We start from the raw sequence: 25,076 nt of genomic DNA, 5'->3' as shown, positions 1-25,076 counted from the left end.
GTGTCACGGCCTGGAGATCCCGGGTCTCCGCTTCGCTGCGGCCGGGATGACGATGGTGGTGTGCTGCGGCCCGGATGACGGGGATATGGAAACCGTTGCAGTCGGGAGCCCCAAGCGGTCGATCGCGGGCCATTTCGTCCAGAGCGTTCGCGCGTTTCCCGCCTTCCTGTGACCCGCCCTTGCCTCGTGTCTTCGTGCGCTTCTTGGTTCATGCCAGGCGGGCGGCAGGGTGGGACTCAAGCCAGAGGTCGAGCATCATCAGGATCCAGACGAAATCGCCGTAATAGGCTGCGTGGCCCTCGCGATGCAGGCGGATCAGTTCGTCGATGAAGTCGTCGCGGAGGAAATTGCGGCCCTTAAGGCGCAGCAGGCTGTCGTATGCCAGCTCCCGCAGCGGCGCGTGCTCCTGCATCCAGACGCCGAACGGCAGGCCGAAGCCGTGTTTTTTCTTGTCGATGATGGCGTCGGGCAGGAAACCGGTAAACGCCTCCTTGTAGAAGTGGCGCAGCCGGCCGTTGCGCAGCTTCAGGTCCGATGGTACGCGGCAGGAGAACTCGACCAGATCGTCGTCCAGCATCGGGAAGGCGACATCGACGCCGGCCAGCTGGCACATCCCGGTCACCTTGCGCAGGTCGTTGTCGGCCAGGGTTTGCTGCCAGTCCAGGTACATCATGCGGTTGAGGGACGACGCCGATTGGGGCTGCGCGTAGATCCCGCGCATCAGCTCCCAGGGGGCCTCGCGGTCCACGGCCGCGAGGAACTCGGGTGCGAACATCGTCTCCGGCGCCAGGCGGTGCAGGTAGTTGTAGGTCTGGAGCCGGTCCGGCAGCGGGATACGCGCCTGTTCCACGTAGCTGCGGGCCTTGCCGGCCAGCGGCAGGCCGCGCGGCAGGCGGGTGAACAGCGGATCCAGCAGGTGGTGGCGCAGCGGCGCGGGGATCCGGCCCCAGTGTTCGAATACGCCCTGCTTGGCGTAGCGCGCATTCCCCGCGAACAGCTCGTCGCCGCCATCCCCGGCCAGTAGCCGGGTGATGCCGGCGTCGGCCGCCATGCGGGCGCAGAAATAGGCAGGCAGGGCCGACGAATTACCGAAGGGCTCGTCGTAGCTGCCGGCGATCCGGGGCACGGCGTCGACGACGTCCTCCGGCGTCACGTAGTACTCGTGCGCCTGGGTCCCGAAGTGCCGCGAGGCGATGCGCGCGTACTCCATCTCGTCGTATCCGGGCGCATCAAAGCCGATGCTGAAGCTGTCGGCCCCGGGGTGCATGCCGGCGAGCATCCCGGCCACCGTCGAGCTGTCCAGGCCGCCGCTCAGAAAGGCGCCGGGGCGGGGGGTGTCCGCACGTCGTTCCACCGCTGCTTGCGCGTGTTCGTGCAGGGCATGTTCCAGGGCCTCGGGCGTGGCCGCGCTGTCTTCCTCGAAGCGCGGGCGCCAGTAGCGGGACACCTCGGCCCGGTCGCCGTTGTGGGTCAGGCGGTGGGCGCCCGGCAGTTTCTCCAGCCCGGAGAACAGGCTGACCGGGGCCGGAAGCATGTGGAAGAAACAGTAGTGGTAGAGCCCCTCGCGGGTCACCTCGGTGGCAACCGCCGGGTGTGCGGCCACGCATCCGGCACTGGTGCCGAAGGCCACGCCGCCATCCAGGTGCGCAAAGTGAAGCGGTGTCTGGCCCAGGCGGTCGATGCCGGCCACCAGGCGGCCGTGCCCGGAATCCACGATGGCCAGTGCATAGTCGCCGCCAACCTGCTCGAAGAGGCCGGTGCCGTGCTGCCGCCAGGCCTCCAGCAGGGCTTGCGCCGGGTCGTGCTCTCGCGCCCGTCGGGCCAGGGCAGGGTCCCGCCATTGCGGATGGCCAGTGATGGCGGCAATGACGTCGGCATCCTGCGCGATCCAGCCGCCCCGGACCCGGCAGCCGCCCAGGCGGTTCGTGCATTGGGCGTCCGGCGCCCCAGAGAGCCCCGGGAGCGCCTGCCCCTGGGCCTCAAGGGTGCCGGCCGGTGATGCGGCATTCACCGCGAACCATCCACAAAGTCCCGCCATCCGTCCGCCTGTTGCCTGGTCGGGCCAGGGAAATGTTGATTGATGTATGCGTTCGCGCTCGAGTCGTTGTTGCTTGCTGACAAGGCGCGGGATGCGCGGGGCGAGGCCGCGCGCACTGCTCGCGAGCACGAATCCATGCCGTGCTGGAGCTCATTCTACGTGCGGGTCCGGGTGTGCGAGGTGGTCCGAGGCCCAGGGGCTTAACGTGCCGATCACGCAGGGGGCGCGGTCTGCCGGCGGCGATCTGGACAGCCCGTGCAGATGCGGTAACCTGCCGGACAATCCCGCATCCCGGCCGGGCAGGGATACCCGACCTTCAGGAACCCGTCATATGTCGACCCTCAATCACACCAAGAACCTGCTGGACAGTGCCCTGAGTCTGAACGGACGCGCTCAGCAATTCGACCGCAACACCACGCTGTTGGGTGGCGTACCGGAGCTGGACTCGATGGCGGTCGTTTCGCTGATCACCTCGATCGAGAGCCATTTCGACATCGTGATCGATGATGACGATGTCAGCGCCGAGACCTTCGAGACGCTCGGCACTCTGGTCGATTTCATCGACTCCAAGCTCGACAGCTAGGCGCGCGGCATGGAAGCCGGGTTCCTGGAGGGCAAGGCCGGGCCGGTATTCCATGTGCTCCATCTGCCGGATGGTCCCTCCATCCGGGGTGCTGTGCTGTTTGTCCCGCCCCTGGCCGAGGAGCTCAACAAGGCTCGCCGCATGGTGAACCTGCAAGCGCGCCGCCTGGCGCAGGCAGGTTATGCGGTGCTGATCCCGGATCTCTACGGGTGCGGCGACAGCGGCGGTGACTTTGGCGACGCGGACTGGGATCTCTGGCTGGACGACCTCGCACGCTGCAGCGAATACCTCGAGACGCGCTGCCAGTCGCCGTTCATGGTCTGGGGGTTGCGGGCGGGTTGCCTGCTCGCGGGTGACTTCCTGGCTACACGTGCGCAACCGGCGACGGCCGCGATCTTCTGGGCCCCGGTCCCGAATGGAGAACAGCACCTGACCCAGGTCCTGCGCCTGCGCATGGCCGCCGGGCTGATGGGTGGGCAGAAGGAAGGTACCGCCCAGCTGCGGGCACAGCTGGATGCGGGAGAGCCGTTGGAAGTCGCCGGGTATACCCTGGCGCCCGGGCTGGCCGCGCGCCTAACGGCGGCCCGTCTGCAGCGGCCGCACGCGGAGGCGATCGAATGGTTCGAGGTGGCCGCGCAGGACACCGCACCGCTGCCGCCGGCGAGCGAACGTCTGATCGAGCGCTGGCGAGAGGAGGGCGCCGCGGTCACCGCGACGGTCGTTGCTGGCGATGCCTTCTGGTCCACCCAGGACATCGTCGAGGTGCCGCAATTGCTGGAGGCGACCATGCAACGCCTGGAGGCTCTCCCATGAGCGAGCGCGCCGTCGTCTTCCACGTGGGGGAGGACGAACTCCTGGGGATCCTGCATCCCGGCGCGGAGGGCGCCCGGCGTGGCGTGCTGATCGCCGTGGGCGGCCCACAGTACCGGGTAGGCAGCCACCGCCAGTTCCTGCTCCTGGCCCGACACCTCGCGGCGCAGGGGATACCCGTTTTCCGCTTCGACTTCCGCGGCATGGGCGATTCTTCCGGTGCCCAGCGGACGTTCCACGACGTGCACGACGACCTGCATGCGGCCGTCGATACCTTTGCAGGCGAGGTGCCGGGGATGTGCGAGGTGACCCTATGGGGTCTGTGTGGCGCGGCCTCTGCGGCGTTGTTCTATGCCTGGCGCGACCCCCGTGTGACAGGCCTGGTGCTGGTCAACCCCTGGGCCCGCACCGAGGAAGGGCTGGCGCGGGCCTACCTGAAGACCTACTACCTCCAGCGCCTGTTCTCGCGCGATTTCTGGTCCGGGGCCCTCAAGGGGCGTTTCAACCCGTGGGTGTCCCTGCGCTCCCTGGGGCGCATGGTCGGCACTGCGGTTGGTTCCGGTGGGGCTTCCGGCGAGCCCGACAACACAAGCCCGGATCGCATCGACAAAGGCCCCCTGCCGGACCGGATGGCCGAGGGCTGGCGGCGCTTCCAGGGGCCCGTCCTGGTGATCCTGAGCGGCGATGACCTGACCGCGGCCGAGTTTCGCGACGTGGCGACGAACGCGCCGGCATGGAGTGGTTTGTTGCAGGAGCCGCGCGTGACCTTGCGCGAACTGCCCGGTGCCAACCACACCTTTTCTCGCCGCGTGTGGCGCGACCAGGTGGCGCTGTGGACGCATGACTGGCTACAGACATTGCCGGAACGAGGGCGGGAGTGATGTCGTCCGTGGAGCAAGCCCGGACGAGCAGCAGGGCCCCGGCCGCGCCGGAGGGTCGTGACCGCAAGCCCCTGGTCTCGGTGATCATGCCGGCCTACAACACGGCCGCATATATTGCCGAGTCCGTCGACAGTGTTCTGGATCAGGACTACCCGAGCATCGAGCTGATCGTGGTAGACGACGGCTCGACCGACGGGACGCTCGACATCCTGCGCGGATATGGTGACCGCCTGACACTGCTGACCCAGCAGAACCAGGGGGCGGCCGTGGCCCGCAATGCCGGCGTCGCGAGGGCGGGCGGTGACTACATCGCCTTTATCGATTCCGACGATGTCTGGCTGCCGGGAAAGGTCGCGGCTCAGGTGGACTACATGGACCAGCATCCCGGGATCGGGATGACCTTTACCGCCTGGGCCACATGGAAGCCCGATCCGTCCGGCACGTTCCTGAAACCCGACGCGGCCAAGAGCGCGTACCCGATGAACCCTGACGGCGAACCGCTTGTGGATCGTGGGTCCGGGTGGCTTTACAACCGTCTGCTCTTCGGCTCGCTGCCTCACACCATCACGGTGATGATGCGACGCGACCTGGTGGAACGTGTCGGACAGTTCGACCCTGATCTCAAAAGAGGGCAGGACTACGATTACTGGTTGCGGGCGTCGCGCTTGACCGAGATCCACCAGCTGAACCTCGTGACGGCTCTCTACCGGCTTCATGGCGAGGGCTGCATCACCAAGTACCCCGACACGAACTATGAATTCGAGGTCGTCCGCAAGGCGCTCGGCCGCTGGGGTCGGGTTGGCCCGGGCGGAGAGCAGACGTCACGCGGCGCGATTCGCAGGCGCCTTGCCGAGACCTGCTTCAGTTTCGGCTATCACCATTACTGGGAGGGGGACCCGAGGCTGGCGGCACGGTCGTTCCTGCAGTCGACGCTTCGGGACCCCTGGTCTGTGTCCACCTGGGCCTACCTGGTCCTGAGTGCCGGGAAGAGTCTGGCAGGGAGACGCAAGGCGCGGTGAGGCATTGGGCCGGGCCCGGCATCGTCCGGGCTGATTAAGGGTCCTCGGCAAGACCCAAGCCGGAGACAGGAGGAGGTGCCATGACTGAAGATCCATCTTCCGCCCAGGCCGAGCGGGTCGAGGCCGAGGCCTACGAGAGCATGATGCAGCTGGCCGAAAGTGCGGGCATCCCGGGCTTTCGAGCGGTCCGCAGCGGGACGCATGTTGCCCTGATCGCCCCGGGCCTGAAGAAGATGCTGGTCTTTAACCGGGTGCTGGGACTGGGCGTCTCAGGCCCGGCAACCGAGGCCCATATTGATGAACTAGCGGCCCTGTACGCCGAGCATGACCTTCCCTGGGCAATCGAGCTCAGCCCTCATGCCCGCCCGGAGTCTGTTCTCCAATGGCTACGCGATCGCAGGATTCGCCGGGGGGCGGCATCTGCGGTCCTGATGCGGGCCAGCCGCGACGTCCCCGAGGGGAAGAGCGATCTCGAGATCCGCCCCTGGCGGCCAGAAGACGAAGATGCCGGCGCCGCGCTGGCGGTGGATGCGTTCTCCGTGCCGCAGGAGGCAAAGGCCCTTCTGGCGGAACTGCCGCGATCACCCAAATGGCGTCAGTGGCTGGCGCTCGACGATGGAACGGTGGTGGCAACCGGCCTGTTGTATCTCGGGGACGGGGTGGCCTGGGCCGGGTGGGAAGCAACCCGCCCGGACTACCGTGGACGTGGCCTGCATGGGGCGCTCATCTCCGCTTGCCTCAGGGACGCGTCGCTGCACGGGTGTACGTCGGTGATCACGGATACCGCCGTGGGGACACCGGACAGGCCGGACCCGTCCTATCAAAATCACCTCCGCAAGGGGTTCGAGGTGTTGCATCTCCGGCATACGTACCTGGCTGTGCCTGGAGTGGTCGCGCCGGCGTAGCCTGGAAACAGACGTTGGCCAGAGGCTCGGCGCAGCCTCGTGGTTACGGGGTCGCCGTCTCTTCCAGGGTCGAGATCAGTGCCTTTCGGTCGGCCTTGCCATTGGCGTTGAGCGGCAGGTTGTCCAGCGAGTGGATGGCCCGGGGCACCATCACCGTGGGCAGTCGCTGGCGGAGTCGGTCGCGTATGGCCGATTCGTCCATATCTTCCGCGACCACGAAGGCCACGATCCCCGAGGCGCCGCTTTCCGTTCGTGGCCATCCAACGGCCACGGCCTGGTCCGTGCCGGCGGCCTCGCGCAGTGCGGCCTCCACCTCGCCGAGCTCGATCCGCACCCCGCCAATCTTGATCTGGTGATCCAGGCGCCCGAGAAAGATGATCGGTTCGCCCGGGGGCGGGCGACGCACCAGGTCCCCCGTGCGGTAGTGCACGCGCCCATCCTCCAGGTGCACAAAGGCCTGCGTCGTGCGTTCGGGGTCCTTCCAGTAGCCGGGCGTCACCTGCGGGCCGCTGATCAGCAGTTCGCCCTCGGCCCCGACCGGCACCTCCCGCAGGGTCTCGTCCGCCACGCGCAGTCCCACCTGGTTGCCCGGATAGCCGATCGGGACCATGCCGTGCTCGCATTCCGCCGGCGAGCGCTCCCCGTCCCAGCGGTAGTAGCAGGCATCCACCGTGCATTCGGTGGGACCGTAGGCGTTGTCGACAATGGCATTGGGGGCGGCGGCCGTCATCGCCTCGGCCAGCTCCGCCGACAGGGCCTCGCCGCCAAAGCGGCACAGGCGCAGGTCCGGAAAGCGTCCCGGTGCCCAGCCGTTGCGGCGATTCATCCCGTGCCCGGCCGAGGGGGTGATGTCGATGACCGTGAGCGCCTTGTCCGCAATGTAGCGGTTGGGGTTGAACCACTCCTTCGCGGAGGGGCAGCAAAGGCAGGCGCCAAACGCCCACGACACGTACAGGTCGAACATCGACGAGTCGAAGGTGATGTCGTAGAACTGCGAAAAGCGGTCCGTCTCGCTAATGCCGAACTCCCGGTAGCGCTCCTGCGACATCTCCACAAAACGGGCTGCGTTGCGCTGGAGCACCCCCACACCCTTGGGAACGCCCGTGCTGCCGGAGGTGAAGAACAGGCAGGCCAGGTCATCCGGGGATACGGCCGCCGGCGCCCAATCCGCGGGCCGAGGGGAATCGCCGGCCACCCGGACGTCGTGTCGGGGCCAGCGCGTTTGCAGGTCCTCAAGCCGCTGCGTATCGGGTAACAGGATCAGGAGCGGCCGGGAGAATGCCTGCAGCAGTTCATCGAGCCGTTCAAGACCCTGGGTATCCACCAGCAGCGCCGACAGATCGGCCTGTTCGGCCATGGCCACCGTACGTTCCGTGGGGAACCCGGGGTTCAGGGGAACCAGGGTGTGGCCGGCCATCAGGGTGCCCAGAATCCCCCGGTACATCGCGAGCGAGCGCTGGGCCAGTACGCCGACCCGGCCGGGCCCGGTCGGGCTCTGCTGCAGCGTGTCCGCAATATCCGCGCCGGCCGCGAACAGCTCCTCGTAGCTCAGGGCACGACCCTCGACCTCCAGGGCGGGGCGTTCCGGGAAGCGTTCGACGGAGCGCAGGAAGCCGGTCAGTAAACCCTTCGTTATCCTGGCGTTTGGCATGGATGCAGTCCTCGCTCTCCTCGGGAACCCTTTACTGCTGCGGCTCCCGGGGGTTTTTGGGTCGGCCCGGACCGGCGGTTCATCTGGCCAGTCGTGCCCAGGCACGTCCACGGTGCCTTCAGCGCAGCATCCGCGAACGCCCCATCTCGTACAATCCAAACGAGAAGCCGGCCACCAGGCCTGGCTAACGGCCGCCTGATGGCGGTTGTCTACGGGGCCGCGACACGGCCCCTCGTGCGAAGGATCCCGGTTCGGCGAAACCATGCTGCAAACCCTGTACAAGCTGAATGCCCTGCTCGACCCCCGCGATCGCGGCAAGGTCGTCTTGCTGCTGATCCTGATGATCGCCACGGCGTTCATGCAGACCGCCGGCATCGCCTCGGTCATGCCGTTTCTGGCGGTACTGTCCGATCCGGGCATGGTCCATGACAACGAGATGCTGCGCTTCGCCTACGAATGGCTTGGCTTCGAGTCGACCGGTCGCTTCCTGTACTTCCTGGGTCTTGCGGCCTTTGTTCTGTTCATGACCGGTACCGCGCTTCAGGCATTCAACCAGTGGGCCATTACGCGGTTCACCCACATGCAGCAGTACGAGCTCTCCCGGCGCCTGATGGGGGACTACCTCAGCCGTCCGTTCACGTTCTTCCTTAATCGAAACTCCGGTGATCTGGCGAAAACGGTACTGCAGGAAACCACCCAGGCGATCAATGGCGCGCTGATGCCCGCGCTGAAGCTCGTGAGCCAGCTGTTACTCGCGGCCTTCATCATTGCACTTCTGGTTGTGGTGCAGCCCTGGCTGGCTTTGATCGCAGCGGCTGGCCTCGGTGGCATCTATGCGGTTATTTATGTGGCGTCGCGGACGTGGCTGAACCGCATCGGCCTGGACCGCGTGGAGGCCAATCGCGAGCGTTTCACGGCCGCGGCCGAGGCCTTTGCCGGTGCCAAGGAGATCCGTCTTTTGGGGCGGGAGCGTGATTACCTGGAGCGGTACCGGAAACCATCCAAGCGGTTTGCGAGTCACCAGGCGAATGCGGTCCTGCTGCAGAGCCTCCCGCAATACGCGATCGAGGCGATTGCATTCGGCGGGGTTCTCGTCCTGGTGCTCTATCTGATGGCGGGGGACGGTGGGCTGGCTCAGGCCTTGCCCCTGATCGGCCTGTACGCGCTGGCCGGACGCCAGTTGATCCCGGCGTTTCAGAAGATCTTCCAGCAGGTCGCTTCGTTGCGTTTCAATGCGGCCGCGGTCGACAGCGTTCTTCGGGACCTTGGCCAGTTCTCTGACAGTACGCCTCCCCTTTCGCGCAACGATCGACTCGCTCCGCTGGCTCCGACTCGGTCCATCAAGGTGCAAGGTCTCACCTATCGGTATCCCGAACACGAGCACCCTGCTCTGAAAGACATCTCTCTGGAGATTCGCGCCAGAACCACGGTCGGATTCGTGGGCTCGTCCGGTGCCGGAAAGAGCACCCTGGTCGACGTGTTGCTGGGTCTGTTGGAACCCGAGCAGGGCACTATCCTGATCGATGGCGAACCCCTGACACGAGCCAACATCCGTCGCTGGCAGGCAGCCCTGGGCTACGTCCCGCAGCACATCTTTCTCGCTGACCAAAGTGTGGCAGCTAATATCGCCCTGGGTGTTCCGGAAGACAAGATTGACCAGCAAGCTGTGGAGCGAGTTGCTTGCCTGGCTAACCTGCACGAATTCGTCATCCAGGAGCTCCCGAACGGTTACGCAACCGTCATCGGCGAACGTGGCACTCGCCTCTCCGGCGGGCAAAGGCAACGCATTGGTATCGCTCGCGCCCTTTATCGCGACCCCGATGTGCTCCTATTTGATGAAGCTACCAGCGCGTTGGATAACGCCACTGAGCGGGCGGTGATGGAAGCAATCCACAATCTCTCCGGAGCCAAGACGATCATCTTGGTGGCGCATCGGCTTACCACCGTGAAGCCCTGTGACCGGATCTACGTGTTACATAAGGGCCGCATTTCGGAGGACGGTTCTTATGAAGAACTGTCGAGCGCCGGAACGCTCTTTCACCAGCTTGCGGCCGGGATTGAGTGAGTCGCAGGTGAATTTCCGACTTACGCTTGGATGGAGTAAGCGATCAATGGCGAGTCAAAGGGGTTAGCAGTCCATGGGAGTGCTGAGCACGGAAACGTTGTACCAGGACGATCCCGAAGGCCGCCGATATGCAGCGGGGAAAGGCGTTTGGCGTGCCATTTGTGCAGATGAGTTGCGGGCCGCGCAAGCGCTGGCTGAAGGACCATGGGCAAAAGCCTTGGAAGGGGTGGACTACCCATGGCTTTGCTGGAATGTGGCCGACGAATGGTGTTTGGTCCAGCAAAGGATGGTCCGATCAGTCGGTTGGACCCCTGTGGTAGGTTTTGATCCACGCGTGGGGGAGCCTCCCCTAGTGGAGGGCGCGATTCTCGTGGATTTTAACGCCGGCCTCGACTTCCCCATGCTCCACATGGCGTTCCCGATGGAACTCGTCTACCTGTTTGCCCCTCGGCTAGCCTTTTGGCACTCCGATCTCTTGGTCCGTGAGCCGCTCTTCCGAGAGTTGGCCCAGCGTTTCCGCCAGTTGCCAGATGGAGCCACTGCGGCCGTGGACGTCCGAAACCGCTGGTTTCGCCGGATCCCGAGCGGCAAAAGGGGGCGTTTCTGGGAGCTGATCGGGTGTACCACCCGAGGTGCCAGCGCTGATCAATTCGCCAATGGCTGCGGCTGGTGGAAGTGGATAGACGATCATCCCAACGGCCCCGACGACGAAAGGGAACGCGTCGCACGGCGAGCCTACAGCTGGGATCACGGGGGCGGTATCCTGGCTTGGAACGAACGGTGCGGGGGGAAGGTTAAACCCATTCGTGCCAAATCGCTGCATGAGGGCCATTGCACCCGTATCGGCAACAAGCTGTACGAACCACAAGGTCCAATGGACGTCCGCCGCGACTTGAGTCGGAATTTGCTGCACAACTACGACTTGCTCGAGGTATGTGGCCGTTTGGGGCTTACTCGGTTTCTCCGGGACTGACCCGCATGGAAATGGCCCGAAGATTGACCCCACAGGGGGGGGCACCAAGACCATACCGGATCCTTGTGGGGTGCTGCTTTGCATACCTTATGTGAATTTAACTCGATTTCTATGAATGCGTGATCCAACCCGTGGGGCAAGTCCATTTCTGCATTGCGTAGCGGCTCTGGTCTTTTTAACGCCTTCAACGCCTAACATCCGCGCTGGTTAATGACGATGCATTCCAAAATGAAAAACATCTGGACCCGCAGCCTATCCACGCATCGTAAATACGGACTGATGGGTGTCATCCATTCTGTTCGTTGGCGTTTTCGAATGCTGCGTACTGAAGTCCGATCGAGTTGGCGTCAGCGTTGGTGTGACTGGGTCGGTGTCAAAAAGGTGGGTAGCCCATACGGCGTAGACTTTGCTCCAAATTGGCGCGACCTGACGTTTCGGTTTTATGTGAACGGTGCCTATGGTACCGGCCTCGCGGACCTTCTGTCTGAACAGGACTCACCGTTTTTCTTCATTGACATCGGTGCCAACCAAGGGCTTTATAGTATTCTTGCGGCTCGGAACCCTCAGTGTCGTAAGGCGATCTCGTTAGAGCCGATAAAGGATACTTTTGAAACCCTAAAGAAGAACATTATCTTGAATGGCGTGTCGGCTCACGTGGTGGCGCTGCCTTGGGCTATCAGTAATCGTCGTGGTAATGCGAGGGTATCATCCAATCCCAACCATAGCGGCGCGAGTAGTTTAGAGCGCTGGAGTGACGGGCAGAAGGGGGAGGTCGTCGAGCTGCACGAGTTCTCTGATTTGGAGCAGTACGTGAGTGGCGAGATGCTCCCAATATTTGTAAAGATCGACGTTGAAGGGCATGAGCCTTCAGTGATTTCATCGATTGCTCAATCGACGCAACTTTGTCCTCGCATATCCGATATCGTGTATGAGGTGGATGAGAGGTGGGTGTCTGTTCCTGAACTAAGACGGAAGTTGGAAAATATCGGATTCAAGCAGTTCACGGACATTGGTAGTGGCGCGCATCGGGATGTTCATGCGGAGAAGTAGTTGGCGGTCCTTTGGAACATGATGATGTACCTAGATCCATGTGTGGTTCGGTTTAGGGGCTCGTTCGGGCTTCGGGGTCACGTTCGGGGTCACGGCAGAGTGGATCCGCTGCGAATAGAGCCTCTCCCTGCTCTAGCGGGTAAAGGGTTGCAGCGTGGCGGATTCGCGGCGTTCCGTGCCAGGCTCTCGAACTAAAGTCGCGCACGTATGAGGAGGACTTGATTAGTGTGGATCCTTACGGTGTGCCATAGCTCGATTGTTCGTCTCGACTCTTCTTTCGGTTGGTGGTTCTTCACGGATCGGGGTATCGATGTGAAGGCTTCTCTGCGAAGCTGCAAGCGGATGGAAGCTCTTTGCCCCGCTTGGTTAAAACGTTTCCATGGGCGGGCTGCCTCTTCTATGCAGACGTTCGAGCAATCGTGGAGTCAGCTGCTTCATTCGGTTGTGGCTCGTGTTTGGGCGAGCGGAAGCAAAGGCGACGTGGGCCTTTCTTGCCCGTGAGGTGATTTCTATGAAGCAGGAGCCTTTGGACTTTCGGCTTTGCAAGAGCAAACCCAGGCCCGAGCCATATTTCGTCGCTCGAAGCACCGCGTCGGGTGTTTGCATTGAGGGGGAAGAGCACGTGCGTCTGGGTCATGAGCTCGACCGCGGTCTCGGTAGAGAAATGGACGGAGTCTTCGGCCGTTGGGACTGGGACGGGAGAAGGCTGATCGTAGAAAACGATCGGTACGGGATGTATCCATTGTTCTACAGCACATGGGGGAACGAGATACGGATTTCGCCGTCGATTCGGCATGTGCTGGCAGGCACCTTCCCCAAAACACTCGACTTCGGGGCGTTGGCGGTTTTTCAGAGGCTGGGAATCTTCCTAGCGAACGATACCCCCTTCGAGTACGTGAGGGTTTTGCCCCCGGGCGTACGGCTTATCTGGGCAAAGGGAAAGATTTCCGTGGAACCGCGTTTTTCCGGGGCATCCAACGTAGCGCCCAAGGTGGGAAATTTTGACGAGGCCGTCGACCAGTATGCCGGCCTGTTCGCGCAAGCCATCAGCCGCAGGGTTCCTCCCGATGGCGGATTTGATCTGGCACTCAGCGGGGGCAGGGATTCACGCCATATCTTTCTAGAGTTACTGGCTCAGGGCCATGCTCCGGGGAGAGCCGTGACGGTTCAGGGGTACCCGCCGATCGATGACGAGGACCGGATCATTGCACGCGATCTCGCACGGGCCGCTGGTCAGCCGCATGACGAGGTGGACTATCCCCCGTCTTATCTCGATGCAACCCTGCAGGATATTGAGCGGACCGAATTCTGCGCGAGTGGGCACACTTGGCTTGAAGCCCTGGCCAGCTATTTTTCGCATCGTGAGACGAAGTGTATTTACGACGGCATTGGAGGTGACGTGCTGTCGGCAGGACATACGCTTACGGAGCAGAAGCAGCAGCTACTCGTTTCTGGCCAGACATCACGGTTAGCTGAGCAGCTGTTGGGCGAATCAGGAAATGAGGAGTTTATTCAGTCATGTTCTCAGGCCGACTTTCAAAAACGGATTTCGCGCTCGGTGGCAATCGACCGCTTGGCCGAGGAGCTGGCTCAACACTGCAGTGCACCGAATCCACTGCTCTCGTTCGTCTTCTGGAATCGCACTCGTCGATGCATCGGGCTCATTCCCTTTGGTCTCTTGCGAAATGTCGAAACGGTATTTTGCCCGTTTCTCGACCATGATTTGTTCGACTTTCTGATGGGGCTGAACCCTGCCTACGCGCGCCAGGGATTGCATGACGAGACAATTCGCCGCAGCTACCCGGAATACGCGCACGTACCTTATGAATCTCGAAGCACGACGCCACCGAGACAGCGTGATCTCGATCGGTATTACCGCAAGGCGGCGCGCGAGACACTACTGTATCTGGCCAGAAACCCTGGGCTGATGCGTTCCCGTCTAGTGAGGACTGGGCGCTTCGCGGCAATGCTGGCACGTTCTTCTGTTGCCCGGCATCCAGGGAAGCTTTGGTATCTTCAGCCATTGTTAAGAAGACTAGAAATGGAACGGGCAGCGGGCGGAATCCATGGTCTCTGAGCCGAACTCAGAGATTTGTTGATGATCTCCTACAGGGTAGCGTTCCCTGGGACAAGCTCGGCGTCCATAGGCCCTGCTGCTCTGCCGGGGGAGGGGGTTGCGTTTTCAACGGACCAACGTAACCGTAAATTGCCAATCTCACCCTGCGTTCAATTTTCCGGAACTATGTTTTTTCACTCCTGCGCGACATAAAAACACTTTCACGTATGGTGTGCAATTAGACGCGGGAAAAATAATCTGTCTGATTTTAGATGTTTAAAATACTCTACGACTTCCCCGGTGAAGCTCGGTTAGCTGTTGGCTGACGCTTGGTTACCCAATCTTCGCCGAATGGCACCGATTGTATGCTGAGCCAGCCGCCTTGTTTGCCGTATCTTGTATCGCATTTCGATAACCCTGGAACTTGCGATGAGGTGCGCTTTTAGCGGGGCTCGAAACCGGTACCGTTTCATCGCATCTCGTAGCTCCTTATCGTAAGTCCTTTGTCCTCGAATGGTTCTCGCGATGTATCGAATTCGCTCCTTCTCATAAACTTTAAGATCGAACGATTCGCTGAATTTTTCGAGATTTCCTGTGATTTCAAGGCAAAGGAGTGTCCTCATGCATTTTTCACAGCGCGAGCAGTTCTCCCCCCTTTCATTAATTAGGCATACGTCCAAGCCTGTCCGAGCCGTGTGGTTCTCTACGAGGGCCACCGTTTTCTCCACCCGCGTGAGTTCGCCACCAACCGGAAGTACTTCGATGGATTCGGTTCCGAGAAGGGGTAGTAAAACGGGATCTGCGCGCGCGATCAGACGCGTTTCTCCAACGAATGTAGCGTCGTACGGGTAGGCTGACGAGTATAGAAATCGGCACGTTCGCTGTTGGAAAAGGAGTCCTGTCGCACTGTTTCGTACGGAATGTGTCTGAACGAAGTCGAGTTCATCAGATACTTTGAAAAATTCTTCCATGTTCGAGTCAATTGGAACAAGTTCGAGCCCCTCTTGGGAGGCCTTTGGTTTTAGGCGGTTATATCGTTCGAGGAACTCTTTTGTGTTGGATTTGGTTTGCGATCCTACGTTGTTGTAGGTCAGAAAGGATAGCGCAAAGCCCTGCGGCGCGTTCGCACGATGGTATTGCGTTAGGGTGCAGAAGGAGTCGACGCCGGAAGAAAATCCCGTCGCAACCAGCCCGTCCCCATGGTGAGGAGTGCGTGGCGCGGGGGTCGCCTTCACCTTCACCCGTGTTAGGTAGGGGGCAATGGCGAGGAGGATGGTCTGAATTGGGCCGTTAAGGTTCCGGAGAAGTTTCTCGGACACGGTTGTGGAGAGGTGTATGTCTTCACCTAAAGCCATGGCGGGCATCAGGAGGGCTAGCGCGGGCGCGTCGGATTCTTCGGATATGTGGCCGGAATAACGGCTGAACGTACGGAAGTAAAGGCTGTTCGGCAGTTGTGGATGGCGAACTGCTGTTTCGAAAATGGCCCAGCCATCTTCTTCCCGTTGCTCCGTTCGTTCGACGTAGATGGTCATGGCGGTCGTCCCCATGGGTGGTGTTGAATTTCAATCGAAACCGCCCTTTTTTGTTTGTGCTTGCGCAGCGTGTCGGGGTCGGTCGCGTGTATTGTAGTTTCTATCGTCCGAGCATCTGGTGTTTCTTGGTTTGGAATGGCGTCTTTGTTTGAGGGGGGGTTATTTAGCGCAATCCGCCTTTAATTTAGAGGCGCCTTTCGGGGGTTGTTCGGCGCCGTCGACTTCGCTGCATATCTGTGAGTTGAAGTCGTGGATCTTGTTCTCTATGCGCTGGATGCGATCCAGAAGAATGCGATCGGGCCCCAATTGGAAATTACCTTTCCGTGAGAGTTGTTTCATTTTTCGGGAAAAGGTGTTTCCCTTGAGTTTCGCAAGGACCCAACCATGGGGATACCGGTTGGCGTGAGACCATATCGTCGGAAGCTTCTGAAAGTGGACTTCAGTCTGCATGCTCGCTGACCAGTCGTGCCACTTGCTCAGTAGCATTTGTCGGTTTGTAATCACGGGGAGCCACGGAACACGGAGTGCTTCGGCGGTGATCGCGCCGTGCATGGCGGAGCAGATGAGCTTGCGGGACCGGCCGATCTGATCGATTACGCTGTCGCAAGGGGCTTCCGGATGAATGAAATGAACGCCGGCCTGCTCGCAAAGCTGGCGCATTCGTTCGGAGAAAAGGGCGTGATGCGGCATGAAGGCGCAGTCGATATCTTTTTTCGGGTTGAGGTCTTCGGTGCGGTGGAGGAGGATGCCGGGGTCAGAGATGGCGAGTTTCGGGTCCAGGTTCAGAGAGGCGGCGGTCAAGGGGCCCCGTACGAAGTGCACCGTCCAGCGCGCGACGGCTTCTGCTGGGACCGTTCCATAGCCGAGGCCGCTGCCGAAAATGTGGAGAACGCCCGAGGCGGGCAGGCGCTCATTGAGCAACGTCCCTATGCCTACAAACACCTCGTTGGAGCCTGGCTCAGCCTCCAGTGGCGTTCGGATGAAACGTGGCCAAAGGTAGTCGTTGAGAGCGTCGCCAAAGTTGGGTCGTTTACGATAGCTATAGAGATACATCTCGAGCTCCAGCACAATCCAGGGGAGCGCCCCGGATGTTGGGGTTGTATTAGAGGGATGTAGGTGTCAAAAGGCAGCTTTTCGGTCCCCGTCGTGGAGATATCAAATTGTCCGTGAGCCCTTCGAAGATTGCAGTGGTCATACCGTATTTCCAGCGCAAGCGGGGACTTCTGCGCCAGTGCGTGCGTTCGGTTCTGGACAACGCCGCGGGAGTTGACATAGAGGTCCTGGTGGTCGATGACGGGTCGCCACTTCCAGCCGAGGAGGAGATCGGCGATTTCCTGGAGGATTGTCCGGTCGAGGTTATTCACCAGGAGAATGCGGGGCCAGCGGCTGCCCGAAATAGGGGCCTCGAGCATGTCGCTCCAGGCACCCGCCATGTCGCCTTTCTGGATTCCGATGACGAATGGATAGGGCCGTTTCTGGAAGATGCTGTGCGAGCCCTTGACCAAGGATTCGACATCTTTGTGGGAAACAGTCGACGAACCGGAATCCCGACATCGCGCTTCCAGTGGTCGGATACTCGGAACGACAATATCTGTCCCGAGGAGCACCGCGTGGTGGATCCGGAACACGACTTGTACGAATACGTTGGGGATTTCTTTGACCTTTTGGTTCGGCGAACCAATATCATTGGTCCCACGACCATGGCGTACCGACTTGACCGGTTTCCCGATGTCCGTTTCCGCGAGAGTCTTTTTCAGGGTGAGGACCGGTTGTTCAAACTGACCCTGGGGCAATCGATCGGACGCGTGGCATTTTCGCCCCGTATTTATGCCGACGAAGGCGAGGGCGTGAATATCTTCGACAAGTCGGGCTGGAAGACGGAAGGCTATCTTCGCCTGACATCCAACTACATCGCGCTCGCGCGCATGGTTCTTGAAGAGATTCGGCTGGATGGGAAGCAGCGGGCATTTGTGCGGGGGCAGCTGGCGGACTCGCGGCGTTCTTTCGTCGCGGCCGTCTTGCACCAGCTGAGGCACCGTAAACCCCTGGACTGGTCTTTGGTGAGGGCGACGCTGCGTCGAGATCCGCTTGGGGCTGGCCTGTTCTTGCCGAACATTCTGCGCCTTGCCCTCGGACGCCTTGGACAAAAGGGTGGGCGGCCAACGGCGTAAGCGATGTTGGGCGGCTAGCATGGCGCGTCCCGGTGCCGACTGGGCCATTCGAGTGTCAGTTCGGACATGTAAGTGCCTTTCAGGATGCTTGCGGGGCTCTGGCAAAACCCCATGCCACCGGCAATGGCGGAGGGCAAGGGCGTCTCGTGCCAGTCGCCCGATGAGCAGTCGCGCTGGGCTCCGTTCACGGCTTGTCTGAACCGGCGATGCACCCGTCGCGTGTCGGTGACAGCGTGTCCGCCCGGGTTCAGGAGGGTGAGCGTCTGCCGACCGCCGTATTCGAGGTTCAGGCGCTGCACGATGCAAGGCCTCTTCAGGGAAATGATCAGGGTGACAGTGCCGACGACGTCCCGGTATGGCGCTCTCCGCAGGGCGGCGCGCCGGCCTAACGCGCCATCCAGCAACCGCCAGTCGAGTGCGGCCAGGGTTCGCGCCGGGGGGCTTGTGTCGGCAAGGCGAAGCAAAGGGCGCGGGTGTCCCGAGAGCGTTACTCGCAAGCGTTCTTCCGAAGCCTCGTTTTCGCACTGTTCGAAGTCAGTGAGTCCGAACAGGCGGTCGTCAATCAGGAACACGGGCGTCCAGCCCGCCAGGGCGGGAGCGTCCAGCAGGGCTTTTACGGGTATTCGGGCAGGCGCGGGACAAAGCACGTTCCCCTGCCAGGTCACGTGCAATGGCACGCCACCGGCATAGCGCAGCTCCACGGCGTCGCGGCTGAAGGCCTGTGGAGGCTGCCCGTGGGTAGCGACCAGGGCAACGGTAGCAGACGGTGTTCCAGCCCGGAGAAGCTCGGTCCCCGTGTGGGCTGGCTGTGCGGCCTCGAGCGCATCGAGGTAGACGGCATGCTCGCGATCAGGGCGGTTCGTGCGACAGCGCGCCGATGCGACTATGGCCGCGGCCCAGGCGTTGTAGACCGACAGATGCATGTAGGGGTCCCAGCCTGTGCCCGAACTGGCGGTATCGGCGGGGTTCAGTGCCAGGAAGCCATCGGGTCGAATCTGGTCGGACCAGCGCCCAAGAAGGCCGCTCAACATCCGTCCGGATGCGGTGTCCTGGTGTGCGTCAGTTGCGGCCCCGAGCAGTAGCAGGCTCGCTACCAGACAGGCATCTCCAAAGAGCGCATGGCTGCTCCGGCCGAGGCCGCCAGCATGGCCGTGGCCGTCCCACACGTAGAGGCTCCATCGCAGCAGGCGCTCGATGGTGGGCCGCCATGCTTCCGGTTCGCCAAGCTCCGCGGCCATGACCGCCACGAACAACGCTTTGTGATGATAGGCCGCGGGTGTGGCCCCGCGTGCCGGTGTGCCGGGGCGGGCCGGGTAATCAACGAAGGCGCCGGAAGGGGTTGTCCAGCGGTCAAGGAGTCCGCGCAGGCGCGCATGCGCCCGGGGTTCGGCCTTGCCGTTGGCCTCCTGCAGTTCGCACAGCCGGGCCAGCAAGGTCCAATTGTTGGATGGGTAGCGGCGCGTCAACTTGCAGCCTTGAGCCAATGCCCTGCTGTGCGCCACTTCGCTTGCCGGTGCCCCGGATCGCTCGAGGTGTTCCGCGAGCAGGTTCAGCAGGAAGCGGTTGAACGGGGCGTGCCCGGTCTTTCGCGCGGGCAGGGCCTCCCACGCCTCCAGGGGGTACCGCCACATTCGCGAGTCGGGGCCATCCTGGATTGCAAGCGCGAGGGCGGCACCAGTTTGGCCGTAGTGATCTGCGGGTGTAGGGGCTTCATCAACTGGATCGTGCAAGCCAGAGCCGGGCCGGATGTGAGTACGTAGTGCAGTGGCGAGCGTCTCTAGACACCGGCCCAACTCGGAAGCCGCAGGCGCGGAGGAAGGGATGATTGGTGTGGCCCCCATCAGGTCGGTAATCACAATCGACTTAAACCCTGGGCGACGACGGCCCCATCAGGGTGCCGGACATCACCGTGTCCTTGTCTGCGCGGACTGGTTCGGGGTCGGGATCGGGGCCGGAGGCGAGGCCTGGCTCCGTGGGCGGATCGGATGCCGGGGCCGTGGCCGCTTGTGGGGCCTGTTCCAGTTCCCTGCGCATGATGACGGCCAGGGCGATAAAGGCATACAGCAGGTTGAAGTAGGCGACATCCAGGAAGATGCCGGATATCAGATAGCCTACGAGCCCAATCTGCAGGGCCCAGGCGTACTCCGACAGCCAGATCTCTCCTGTCCGTTGGCGCGCCGTTCGCCGGACCCGGTTGAGAGTGTGAAAGGTGAAGGCCATTAGCAGCAGGAATACGGCCAGGCCTCCGAACCCGTGTTGTCCCAGGATCCCGAAATACACGCTGTGGGGAGACAGTACGTGGCGCCAGCTGCCCTCGAAATTGGCATAGCCCATCCACCAGTCATAACCGAGAGCTGAGTTCCGAAACCCCATGCCGGTGAGGGGGCGTTCCATCGCCATGTTCCAGGCCACGCCCCAGGACTGGATGCGTTGCATGGCGGAGGTGTCTTCCTCGTAGGTCTCGATCGTCTGCCAGCGCTCGACCAGCGGCTCCGGTGCGGTCACGCCCACCACCGCTATCAGGAAAAAGCCGACGCCGACCATCAGCCACTTCTTCTGCATGTGCCAGAAGAGCAGGGGCACGATCGCGAGCAGGCCCACGAACGCCCCGCGCGAGTGGGTGGCGAGGATCGCGATGGCGGTGAGCCAGAAGACGCCGTAGAGGAACCAGCTAATGGGGCGCGAGAATCGACGGAGCAGGTCGAATCCGAGGTCGACCCACTGGTGATGGAACATGCGCGCGCTTGCCAGGATGAGTGGCAGCACCATGAGCATGGCCAGGCCGATGTAGGTATTGCCGGAAAGGTAGGAGCCAACGGGCCCAAGGACCATGTGGGCCCCGCTCGTCTGGAGGGCGAAGATGCCGCCCTTGAATCCGTAGAAGGCGAGCGAGGCGGTGATCACCAGCAGCAGCCAGACAATGCGGCGCTCGCCGTAGATCAGCAGGGGCGTGATGAAGGTGATCAGCAGGATCTTCATGAAGTGGATCCAGAAGTCCCAGGCGCCACTGGAATTCACCGCGAAGTGGCTGGTCATCGCGAAATACGCCGCCAGCGCGAACAGCATCACCGTCTCGCGGGTGAACGGAAACGGCTTGCGATCCTTTGCCAGGAACAGTGCGACCAGGGTCGCCCCGCCCAGGTAGGTGGCGAGGGGGGCCCCGCGCATGAAGGTCCACGCATGCCACTGGGGCGCAAAGAGCCCGACCCAGAACCAGGCCAGGATGCCGATCCACGCGTAGCGCACGATCAGGGGAACGAGCACGACGACGATCAGGGCGAGCAGGTAATCACGCATGCAGTTCGAACCTCGCGCCGCTGTGGCCGGGACGGACGGAAAAGGGATGGCTCATGGCGCGTCTTTTCGAATGTTACACGCGGCGAGACGCATGTAAGGCCGGGCCGACGAACGGACTACTAACGCTGTGGCCAGGCCGCAGCCAGCGGTGCGAAGTGCGTGGGGTATGATCGACCCGTCAGTCCCCGACACCCTTGGCGCCGAATGTCCTTTCTCCTGCACGATTCCGTATTGATGCAAGCCGAGCGCTCGGCGGCCGTACCGGCCCTGCGCCATCGGGATGGCGTCGAGGACTATGCGACGCTGGCGGCCAGTATCGAGCGCGCGGCCTCGCGCCTGCTGGATTGCGGCCTGGAGCGTCAGGAACGCGTCGCGGTCTACCTCGAAAAGCGGCCGGAGACGGTTCACGCCCTGTTCGGTGCGGCTCGCGCCGGCGGTGTCTTCGTTCCGGTCAACCCGCTACTCAAGGCGGAACAGGTGGCGCACATCCTGCGCGACTGCAATGTGCGCATCCTGGTGACTTCCGCGGACCGCCTGGCGGCACTGCGTGCGGCTCTCGCCGGGTGCCCCGACCTGCACACGGTGCTGGTGGTGGGGCAGGAGCCGAGCCAGGACTCGGGTCAGGACTCGGGCGATGCCGGGGTCGGGCATGTGCGAGTGGACGCCTGGGACGCCGCGCCGGATCGCGATGGATTGAGCGGGCACCGGGTGATCGATACCGACATGGCCGCGATCCTCTACACCTCCGGGAGTACCGGACGCCCCAAGGGGGTTGTGCTCTCGCACCGCAATATGGTCGCGGGCGCACAGAGCGTGTCGACCTATCTGGACAACCGGCCGGATGACCGCATCCTCGCGGTGCTCCCCTTCAGTTTTGACTATGGCCTGAGCCAGCTGACCACCGCCTTCCGGATCGGGGCCGAGGCCGTGTTGCTGAATTACCTGCTGCCGCGCGACGTAATCCGGGCCGTGGAGCGCGACGGCATCACCGGCCTTGCGGCCGTCCCGCCTCTGTGGATCCAGCTCGCCCGCCTGGAATGGCCGGAAGCGGCACGCGCCTCCCTGCGCTATATCACCAACTCTGGCGGTGCGATGCCGAAGGAGACACTCGCGGCCCTGCGCGAACAACTTCCGCGCACCGATTGCTACCTGATGTACGGATTGACCGAGGCATTTCGTTCCACCTATCTCCCGCCGGCCGAGCTGGACAAGCGTGCCGGCTCCATGGGCCGGGCGATCCCCAATGCGGAGATCCAGGTGGTGCGCGAGGACGGCAGCCCCTGCGCCCCCGGCGAGCCGGGCGAGCTGGTTCACCGGGGTGCGCTGGTCGCCATGGGGTACTGGAACGATCCGGAACGCACGGCGGAGCGTTTCCGCCCTGCGCCGGGCCAACCGCCCGGTGTGCCACTGACCGAGATGGCGGTGTGGTCCGGCGATACGGTACGCATGGATGCGGATGGGTTCCTCTATTTCGTTGGGCGCCGTGACGAGATGATCAAGACTTCCGGGTACCGCGTGAGCCCCAACGAGGTGGAAGAAGCGGTCTATGCCACAGGGCTGGTGGCGGAGGCCGCCGCGCTGGGGGTGGAACACCCGGGCCTGGGGCAAGCGATCGTGCTGGTGGCCCTGCCGCAGGCCCCGGGGCTGCGGGCGGATGACCTGATCGACGCGCTGCGCCCCCATTTGCCGGGTTTCATGCTGCCGGCGCATGTCGGTTTGTGCACCGAGCCACTGCCGCGCAACGCCAACGGCAAGATCGACCGCAAGGCGCTTGCCAGCGAGTTTGGCGACCTGTTCCGGGAAGGGGTGCCGGCGTGAACGATACCCGCCCCGACCACAGCCCGATGGACCAGTTCAGCGTGGTGGACGACTGCCTCCAGCTTGGAGGGCAGTCGCTCGTGGATCTGGCCGCGCGTATCGGACAGACCCCCTTTTATGCCTATGACCGGGACGCAATGACCCGCCGGGTCGCGCTGCTGCGTCGCAGCCTGCCGGATGGCCTCTCGCTGCATTACGCGATCAAGGCCAACCCGATGCCGGCGGTCGTACAACACATGGCCGGGCAGGTGGACGGGCTCGACGTGGCCTCGCAGCGCGAGATGCAGGTGGCTCTCGATACCGTGACCGGCCCGGCTGATATCAGCTTCGCCGGACCGGGCAAGTCGGTGCCGGAGCTGGAGGCCGCCGTCGCGGCCGGGATTACCATCAACCTGGAATCTCCCACCGAACTGGAGCGGGTCGGCGCGATTGCTGCGCGTACCGGGTATCAGGCCCGGGTCGCGGTCCGGGTGAACCCCGATTTCGAGCTGAAGAGCTCCGGCATGCGCATGAGTGGCGGACCCAAGGCCTTCGGGGTCGATGCCGAACGGGTCCCCGACCTGCTGGCCCGCATTGGCGAACTCGGGCTGCATTTTCGCGGTTTCCATATCTTCTCCGGCTCGCAGAACCTGCGACCGGAGACCTTGGTCGAGGCGCAGGGGCAGACGTTCGAGCTTGCCCTGCGTCTGGCCGAGTCCGCCCCGGGGGCGGTCGAGATGCTGAACATCGGCGGTGGCTTCGGCATCCCCTATTTCCCGGGCGACAAACCGCTGGATCTCGGGCCGGTCGCGGATCATCTGGAAGGCCGTCTGCCTGTAGTGCGGGATGCGCTTCCGGACGCGGAGATTATTCTCGAACTGGGGCGCTACCTGGTGGGCGAGGCCGGCATTTACGTGGCCGAGGTCCTTGACCGCAAGGAGTCGCGCGGTCAGGTGTTCCTGGTCACCAACGGTGGCCTGCATCACCACCTTGCCGCTTCCGGCAACTTTGGCCAGGTGATCCGCAAGAACTATCCGGTGGTGGTGGGCAATCGCGTGCGCGGTACCGAGCGCGAGGTCGTGAACGTGGTGGGCCCTTTGTGCACGCCGCTGGACGTGCTGGCCCAGCAGATGGAACTGGCGCGCGCCGACGTGGGTGACCTGATCGTGGTCTTCCACTCGGGCGCCTACGGCTACACCGCGAGCCCCACGCGCTTCCTCAGCCACCCGGAACCGGTGGAGGTCCTGGTGTGAACGGCGCCATTGCCGTGCCCCCGGATACCTCGGCCCTGCCGCTGGAGCGGCAGACCGTGTATCTGCCTTTCCGCTTCGGGTATCGCACCCTGGCGGAGCCGGTGCGCACGATGCAGGTGCTGCAGCTCCCGTTTACCCGGATCCGTGCCGAACATGCCGAAGAGATCCTGGCGGCCGCACCGGACGACGACTGCCTGATCCGCTCCATGCCGGTGGAGGCGCCCCTGCCCCGTGTCTCGCGATTTGGTGGCCGGTTGCGTTTCGTGCCCCGGCAATACCAGCGTCACTTCATTGATCTGACCACCGGGTGGGACGCGTATCAGGGACGGTTCACCGCCAAGACCCGCTCGAGCATGCGCCGCAAGGTGCGCAAGCTGGCGGAGGCCTCCGGCGGCGCGGTGGACTGGCGGCAATACGACACGCCGGAGGGGATCCAGGAATTTCATCGCCTTGCCCGCGAGGTGTCCGCCCGGACCTATCAGGAGCGCTTGCTGGATGCCGGTCTGCCCGGAGGCAAGGCGTTCGTCGAGCAACTGGTGGAACGAGCCCGTGAGGGGCGGGTGCGCGGGTACCTGCTGTTTCTGCAGGGGCAGCCCATTGCCTATCTGTACTGCCCGATCGACGACGGGATTCTGCGCTACGCATTCCTCGGCTACTTGCAGGAGCATGCCGACCTGTCGCCCGGCACGGTCCTGCAGTGGCTGGTGCTGGAGGCGCTGTTCCACGAGGAGCGCTTCGCCCTGTTCGATTTCAGCCCGGGGGAAGGCGCGCACAAGTCCCTGTTCGGGAAGGACTCCCGCTATTGCGCCGACGTGTACCTGTTGCGCCCGTCCTGGCGTAACCGTGCCCTGGTGTATTCGTATCTGGCAGTCACGGAGCTTTCGCGTCTGGCCAGTGATGTCCTGAGCCGCTTGCAGCTCAAGGGCCGGGCCAAGCGCCGTGCCCGGGCGGCGGCAGCAGGCTGAGGGGCGCTCGCTCGTGCGCCGACTGCGCCT

At 62.9% G+C, this 25,076-nt stretch carries 19 protein-coding genes; 13 read left to right on the top strand and 6 right to left on the bottom strand.

Annotated features, from left to right (window positions below):
* Window positions 1-208 precede the first annotated feature (208 nt).
* Window positions 209-2,038 (bottom strand): asparagine synthase-related protein, encoded by a 1,830-nt coding sequence (locus tag D575_RS0105005; protein ID WP_038031985.1) that lies wholly within the window; start codon window positions 2,036-2,038, stop codon window positions 209-211.
* 331 nt (window positions 2,039-2,369) lie between these two features.
* On the opposite strand from D575_RS0105005, the gene D575_RS0104995 reads away from it, so the two are divergent.
* The 5 genes from D575_RS0104995 to D575_RS0104975 all read left to right on the top strand — a co-directional run bounded on the left by D575_RS0104995 (window position 2,370) and on the right by D575_RS0104975 (window position 6,236).
* Complete coding sequence (locus D575_RS0104995; protein ID WP_018144818.1) at window positions 2,370-2,621, top strand: phosphopantetheine-binding protein; 252 nt, start codon at window positions 2,370-2,372, stop codon at window positions 2,619-2,621.
* 9 nt (window positions 2,622-2,630) lie between these two features.
* Complete coding sequence (locus tag D575_RS0104990) at window positions 2,631-3,434, top strand: hydrolase 2, exosortase A system-associated (protein WP_018144817.1); 804 nt, start codon at window positions 2,631-2,633, stop codon at window positions 3,432-3,434.
* A complete protein-coding gene (locus D575_RS0104985) occupies window positions 3,431-4,312 on the top strand; it encodes a hydrolase 1, exosortase A system-associated (RefSeq protein ID WP_018144816.1) in 882 nt (293 codons plus the stop codon). The genes D575_RS0104990 and D575_RS0104985 overlap by 4 nt, the downstream gene beginning before the upstream one ends.
* Window positions 4,312-5,331 (top strand): glycosyltransferase, encoded by a 1,020-nt coding sequence (locus tag D575_RS0104980; RefSeq protein ID WP_018144815.1) that lies wholly within the window; start codon window positions 4,312-4,314, stop codon window positions 5,329-5,331. The genes D575_RS0104985 and D575_RS0104980 overlap by 1 nt, the downstream gene beginning before the upstream one ends.
* 80 nt (window positions 5,332-5,411) lie before the next feature.
* Window positions 5,412-6,236 carry a GNAT family N-acetyltransferase gene (locus D575_RS0104975; RefSeq protein WP_018144814.1) on the top strand — a complete coding sequence of 275 codons (825 nt, stop codon included), beginning with the start codon at window positions 5,412-5,414 and terminating at the stop codon, window positions 6,234-6,236.
* Window positions 6,237-6,279: 43 nt separating this feature from the next.
* On the opposite strand, the gene D575_RS0104970 is transcribed toward D575_RS0104975, so the two are convergent.
* Complete coding sequence (locus D575_RS0104970; RefSeq protein WP_018144813.1) at window positions 6,280-7,887, bottom strand: amino acid adenylation domain-containing protein; 1,608 nt, start codon at window positions 7,885-7,887, stop codon at window positions 6,280-6,282.
* Between the two features lie 262 nt (window positions 7,888-8,149).
* Between D575_RS0104970 and D575_RS0104965 the strand changes: the two genes are divergently transcribed.
* The 4 genes from D575_RS0104965 (at window position 8,150) to D575_RS0104950 (ending at window position 14,052) form a co-directional block, all read left to right on the top strand.
* Window positions 8,150-9,952 (top strand): ABC transporter ATP-binding protein, encoded by a 1,803-nt coding sequence (locus tag D575_RS0104965; RefSeq protein ID WP_018144812.1) that lies wholly within the window; start codon window positions 8,150-8,152, stop codon window positions 9,950-9,952.
* 73 nt (window positions 9,953-10,025) lie between these two features.
* Window positions 10,026-10,925, top strand: a complete 900-nt coding sequence (locus D575_RS0104960; RefSeq protein WP_231367504.1) for a hypothetical protein — start codon at window positions 10,026-10,028, stop codon at window positions 10,923-10,925.
* A gap of 228 nt (window positions 10,926-11,153) precedes the next feature.
* Window positions 11,154-11,975: an FkbM family methyltransferase gene (locus D575_RS13885; RefSeq protein WP_196799810.1), complete on the top strand. Its 822-nt coding sequence runs from the start codon at window positions 11,154-11,156 to the stop codon at window positions 11,973-11,975.
* Window positions 11,976-12,486: 511 nt separating this feature from the next.
* Complete coding sequence (locus tag D575_RS0104950; RefSeq protein WP_018144809.1) at window positions 12,487-14,052, top strand: asparagine synthetase B family protein; 1,566 nt, start codon at window positions 12,487-12,489, stop codon at window positions 14,050-14,052.
* 290 nt (window positions 14,053-14,342) lie between these two features.
* Here D575_RS0104950 and D575_RS14365 read toward each other — a convergent pair whose 3' ends face one another.
* Both D575_RS14365 and D575_RS0104940 read right to left on the bottom strand, forming a co-directional pair.
* Window positions 14,343-15,563, bottom strand: coding sequence for a hypothetical protein (locus D575_RS14365; protein ID WP_155985170.1), 1,221 nt, complete (start codon window positions 15,561-15,563; stop codon window positions 14,343-14,345).
* A 159-nt stretch (window positions 15,564-15,722) separates the two neighbouring features.
* Entirely contained in the window at window positions 15,723-16,616 is an 894-nt protein-coding gene (locus D575_RS0104940; RefSeq protein WP_018144807.1) for a polysaccharide pyruvyl transferase family protein, read from the bottom strand.
* A 107-nt stretch (window positions 16,617-16,723) separates the two neighbouring features.
* Here D575_RS0104940 and D575_RS0104935 point away from each other — a divergent pair, with 107 nt between their 5' ends.
* A complete protein-coding gene (locus D575_RS0104935; RefSeq protein WP_018144806.1) occupies window positions 16,724-17,734 on the top strand; it encodes a glycosyltransferase family 2 protein in 1,011 nt (336 codons plus the stop codon).
* A 14-nt stretch (window positions 17,735-17,748) separates the two neighbouring features.
* On the opposite strand, the gene D575_RS0104930 is transcribed toward D575_RS0104935, so the two are convergent.
* Together D575_RS0104930 and D575_RS0104925 are read right to left on the bottom strand one after the other, a co-directional pair.
* On the bottom strand, window positions 17,749-19,575 hold the full coding sequence (locus tag D575_RS0104930; RefSeq protein ID WP_026182052.1) for a hypothetical protein: 1,827 nt from the start codon (window positions 19,573-19,575) through the stop codon (window positions 17,749-17,751).
* Window positions 19,576-19,597: 22 nt separating this feature from the next.
* Window positions 19,598-21,031, bottom strand: coding sequence for a putative O-glycosylation ligase, exosortase A system-associated (locus D575_RS0104925; RefSeq protein ID WP_018144804.1), 1,434 nt, complete (start codon window positions 21,029-21,031; stop codon window positions 19,598-19,600).
* A gap of 204 nt (window positions 21,032-21,235) precedes the next feature.
* Here D575_RS0104925 and D575_RS0104920 point away from each other — a divergent pair, with 204 nt between their 5' ends.
* Genes D575_RS0104920 through D575_RS0104910 form a run of 3 tightly spaced genes read left to right on the top strand, consistent with a single transcriptional unit; the run spans window position 21,236 to window position 25,046 of the window.
* Complete coding sequence (locus tag D575_RS0104920) at window positions 21,236-22,849, top strand: acyl-CoA ligase (AMP-forming), exosortase A system-associated (RefSeq protein ID WP_026182051.1); 1,614 nt, start codon at window positions 21,236-21,238, stop codon at window positions 22,847-22,849.
* A complete protein-coding gene (locus D575_RS0104915) occupies window positions 22,846-24,081 on the top strand; it encodes a pyridoxal-dependent decarboxylase, exosortase A system-associated (RefSeq protein ID WP_018144802.1) in 1,236 nt (411 codons plus the stop codon). The genes D575_RS0104920 and D575_RS0104915 overlap by 4 nt, the downstream gene beginning before the upstream one ends.
* Window positions 24,078-25,046: a GNAT family N-acetyltransferase gene (locus D575_RS0104910; RefSeq protein ID WP_018144801.1), complete on the top strand. Its 969-nt coding sequence runs from the start codon at window positions 24,078-24,080 to the stop codon at window positions 25,044-25,046. The genes D575_RS0104915 and D575_RS0104910 overlap by 4 nt, the downstream gene beginning before the upstream one ends.
* Window positions 25,047-25,076: the final 30 nt, after the last annotated feature.

It is taken from the genome of Thioalkalivibrio sp. AKL6 (assembly GCF_000376905.1).
GTDB classification, from domain to species: domain Bacteria; phylum Pseudomonadota; class Gammaproteobacteria; order Ectothiorhodospirales; family Ectothiorhodospiraceae; genus Thioalkalivibrio; species Thioalkalivibrio versutus.
This window is presented reverse-complemented; position numbering and strand designations above follow the sequence as displayed.

Coding starts and splice junctions, on each gene's coding strand:
- D575_RS0104965 (WP_018144812.1), top strand. CDS start 8,150: ATGCTGCAAACCCTGTACAAGCTGAATGCCCTGCTCGACCCCCGCGAT.
- D575_RS0104990 (WP_018144817.1), top strand. CDS start 2,631: ATGGAAGCCGGGTTCCTGGAGGGCAAGGCCGGGCCGGTATTCCATGTG.
- D575_RS0104940 (WP_018144807.1), bottom strand. CDS start 16,616: ATGTATCTCTATAGCTATCGTAAACGACCCAACTTTGGCGACGCTCTC.
- D575_RS0104995 (WP_018144818.1), top strand. CDS start 2,370: ATGTCGACCCTCAATCACACCAAGAACCTGCTGGACAGTGCCCTGAGT.
- D575_RS0104975 (WP_018144814.1), top strand. CDS start 5,412: ATGACTGAAGATCCATCTTCCGCCCAGGCCGAGCGGGTCGAGGCCGAG.
- D575_RS0104950 (WP_018144809.1), top strand. CDS start 12,487: ATGAAGCAGGAGCCTTTGGACTTTCGGCTTTGCAAGAGCAAACCCAGG.
- D575_RS0104920 (WP_026182051.1), top strand. CDS start 21,236: ATGTCCTTTCTCCTGCACGATTCCGTATTGATGCAAGCCGAGCGCTCG.
- D575_RS14365 (WP_155985170.1), bottom strand. CDS start 15,563: ATGACCATCTACGTCGAACGAACGGAGCAACGGGAAGAAGATGGCTGG.
- D575_RS0104960 (WP_231367504.1), top strand. CDS start 10,026: ATGGGAGTGCTGAGCACGGAAACGTTGTACCAGGACGATCCCGAAGGC.
- D575_RS13885 (WP_196799810.1), top strand. CDS start 11,154: ATGAAAAACATCTGGACCCGCAGCCTATCCACGCATCGTAAATACGGA.
- D575_RS0104925 (WP_018144804.1), bottom strand. CDS start 21,031: ATGCGTGATTACCTGCTCGCCCTGATCGTCGTCGTGCTCGTTCCCCTG.
- D575_RS0104985 (WP_018144816.1), top strand. CDS start 3,431: ATGAGCGAGCGCGCCGTCGTCTTCCACGTGGGGGAGGACGAACTCCTG.
- D575_RS0104930 (WP_026182052.1), bottom strand. CDS start 19,575: ATGGGGGCCACACCAATCATCCCTTCCTCCGCGCCTGCGGCTTCCGAG.
- D575_RS0105005 (WP_038031985.1), bottom strand. CDS start 2,038: ATGGCGGGACTTTGTGGATGGTTCGCGGTGAATGCCGCATCACCGGCC.
- D575_RS0104980 (WP_018144815.1), top strand. CDS start 4,312: ATGTCGTCCGTGGAGCAAGCCCGGACGAGCAGCAGGGCCCCGGCCGCG.
- D575_RS0104970 (WP_018144813.1), bottom strand. CDS start 7,887: ATGCCAAACGCCAGGATAACGAAGGGTTTACTGACCGGCTTCCTGCGC.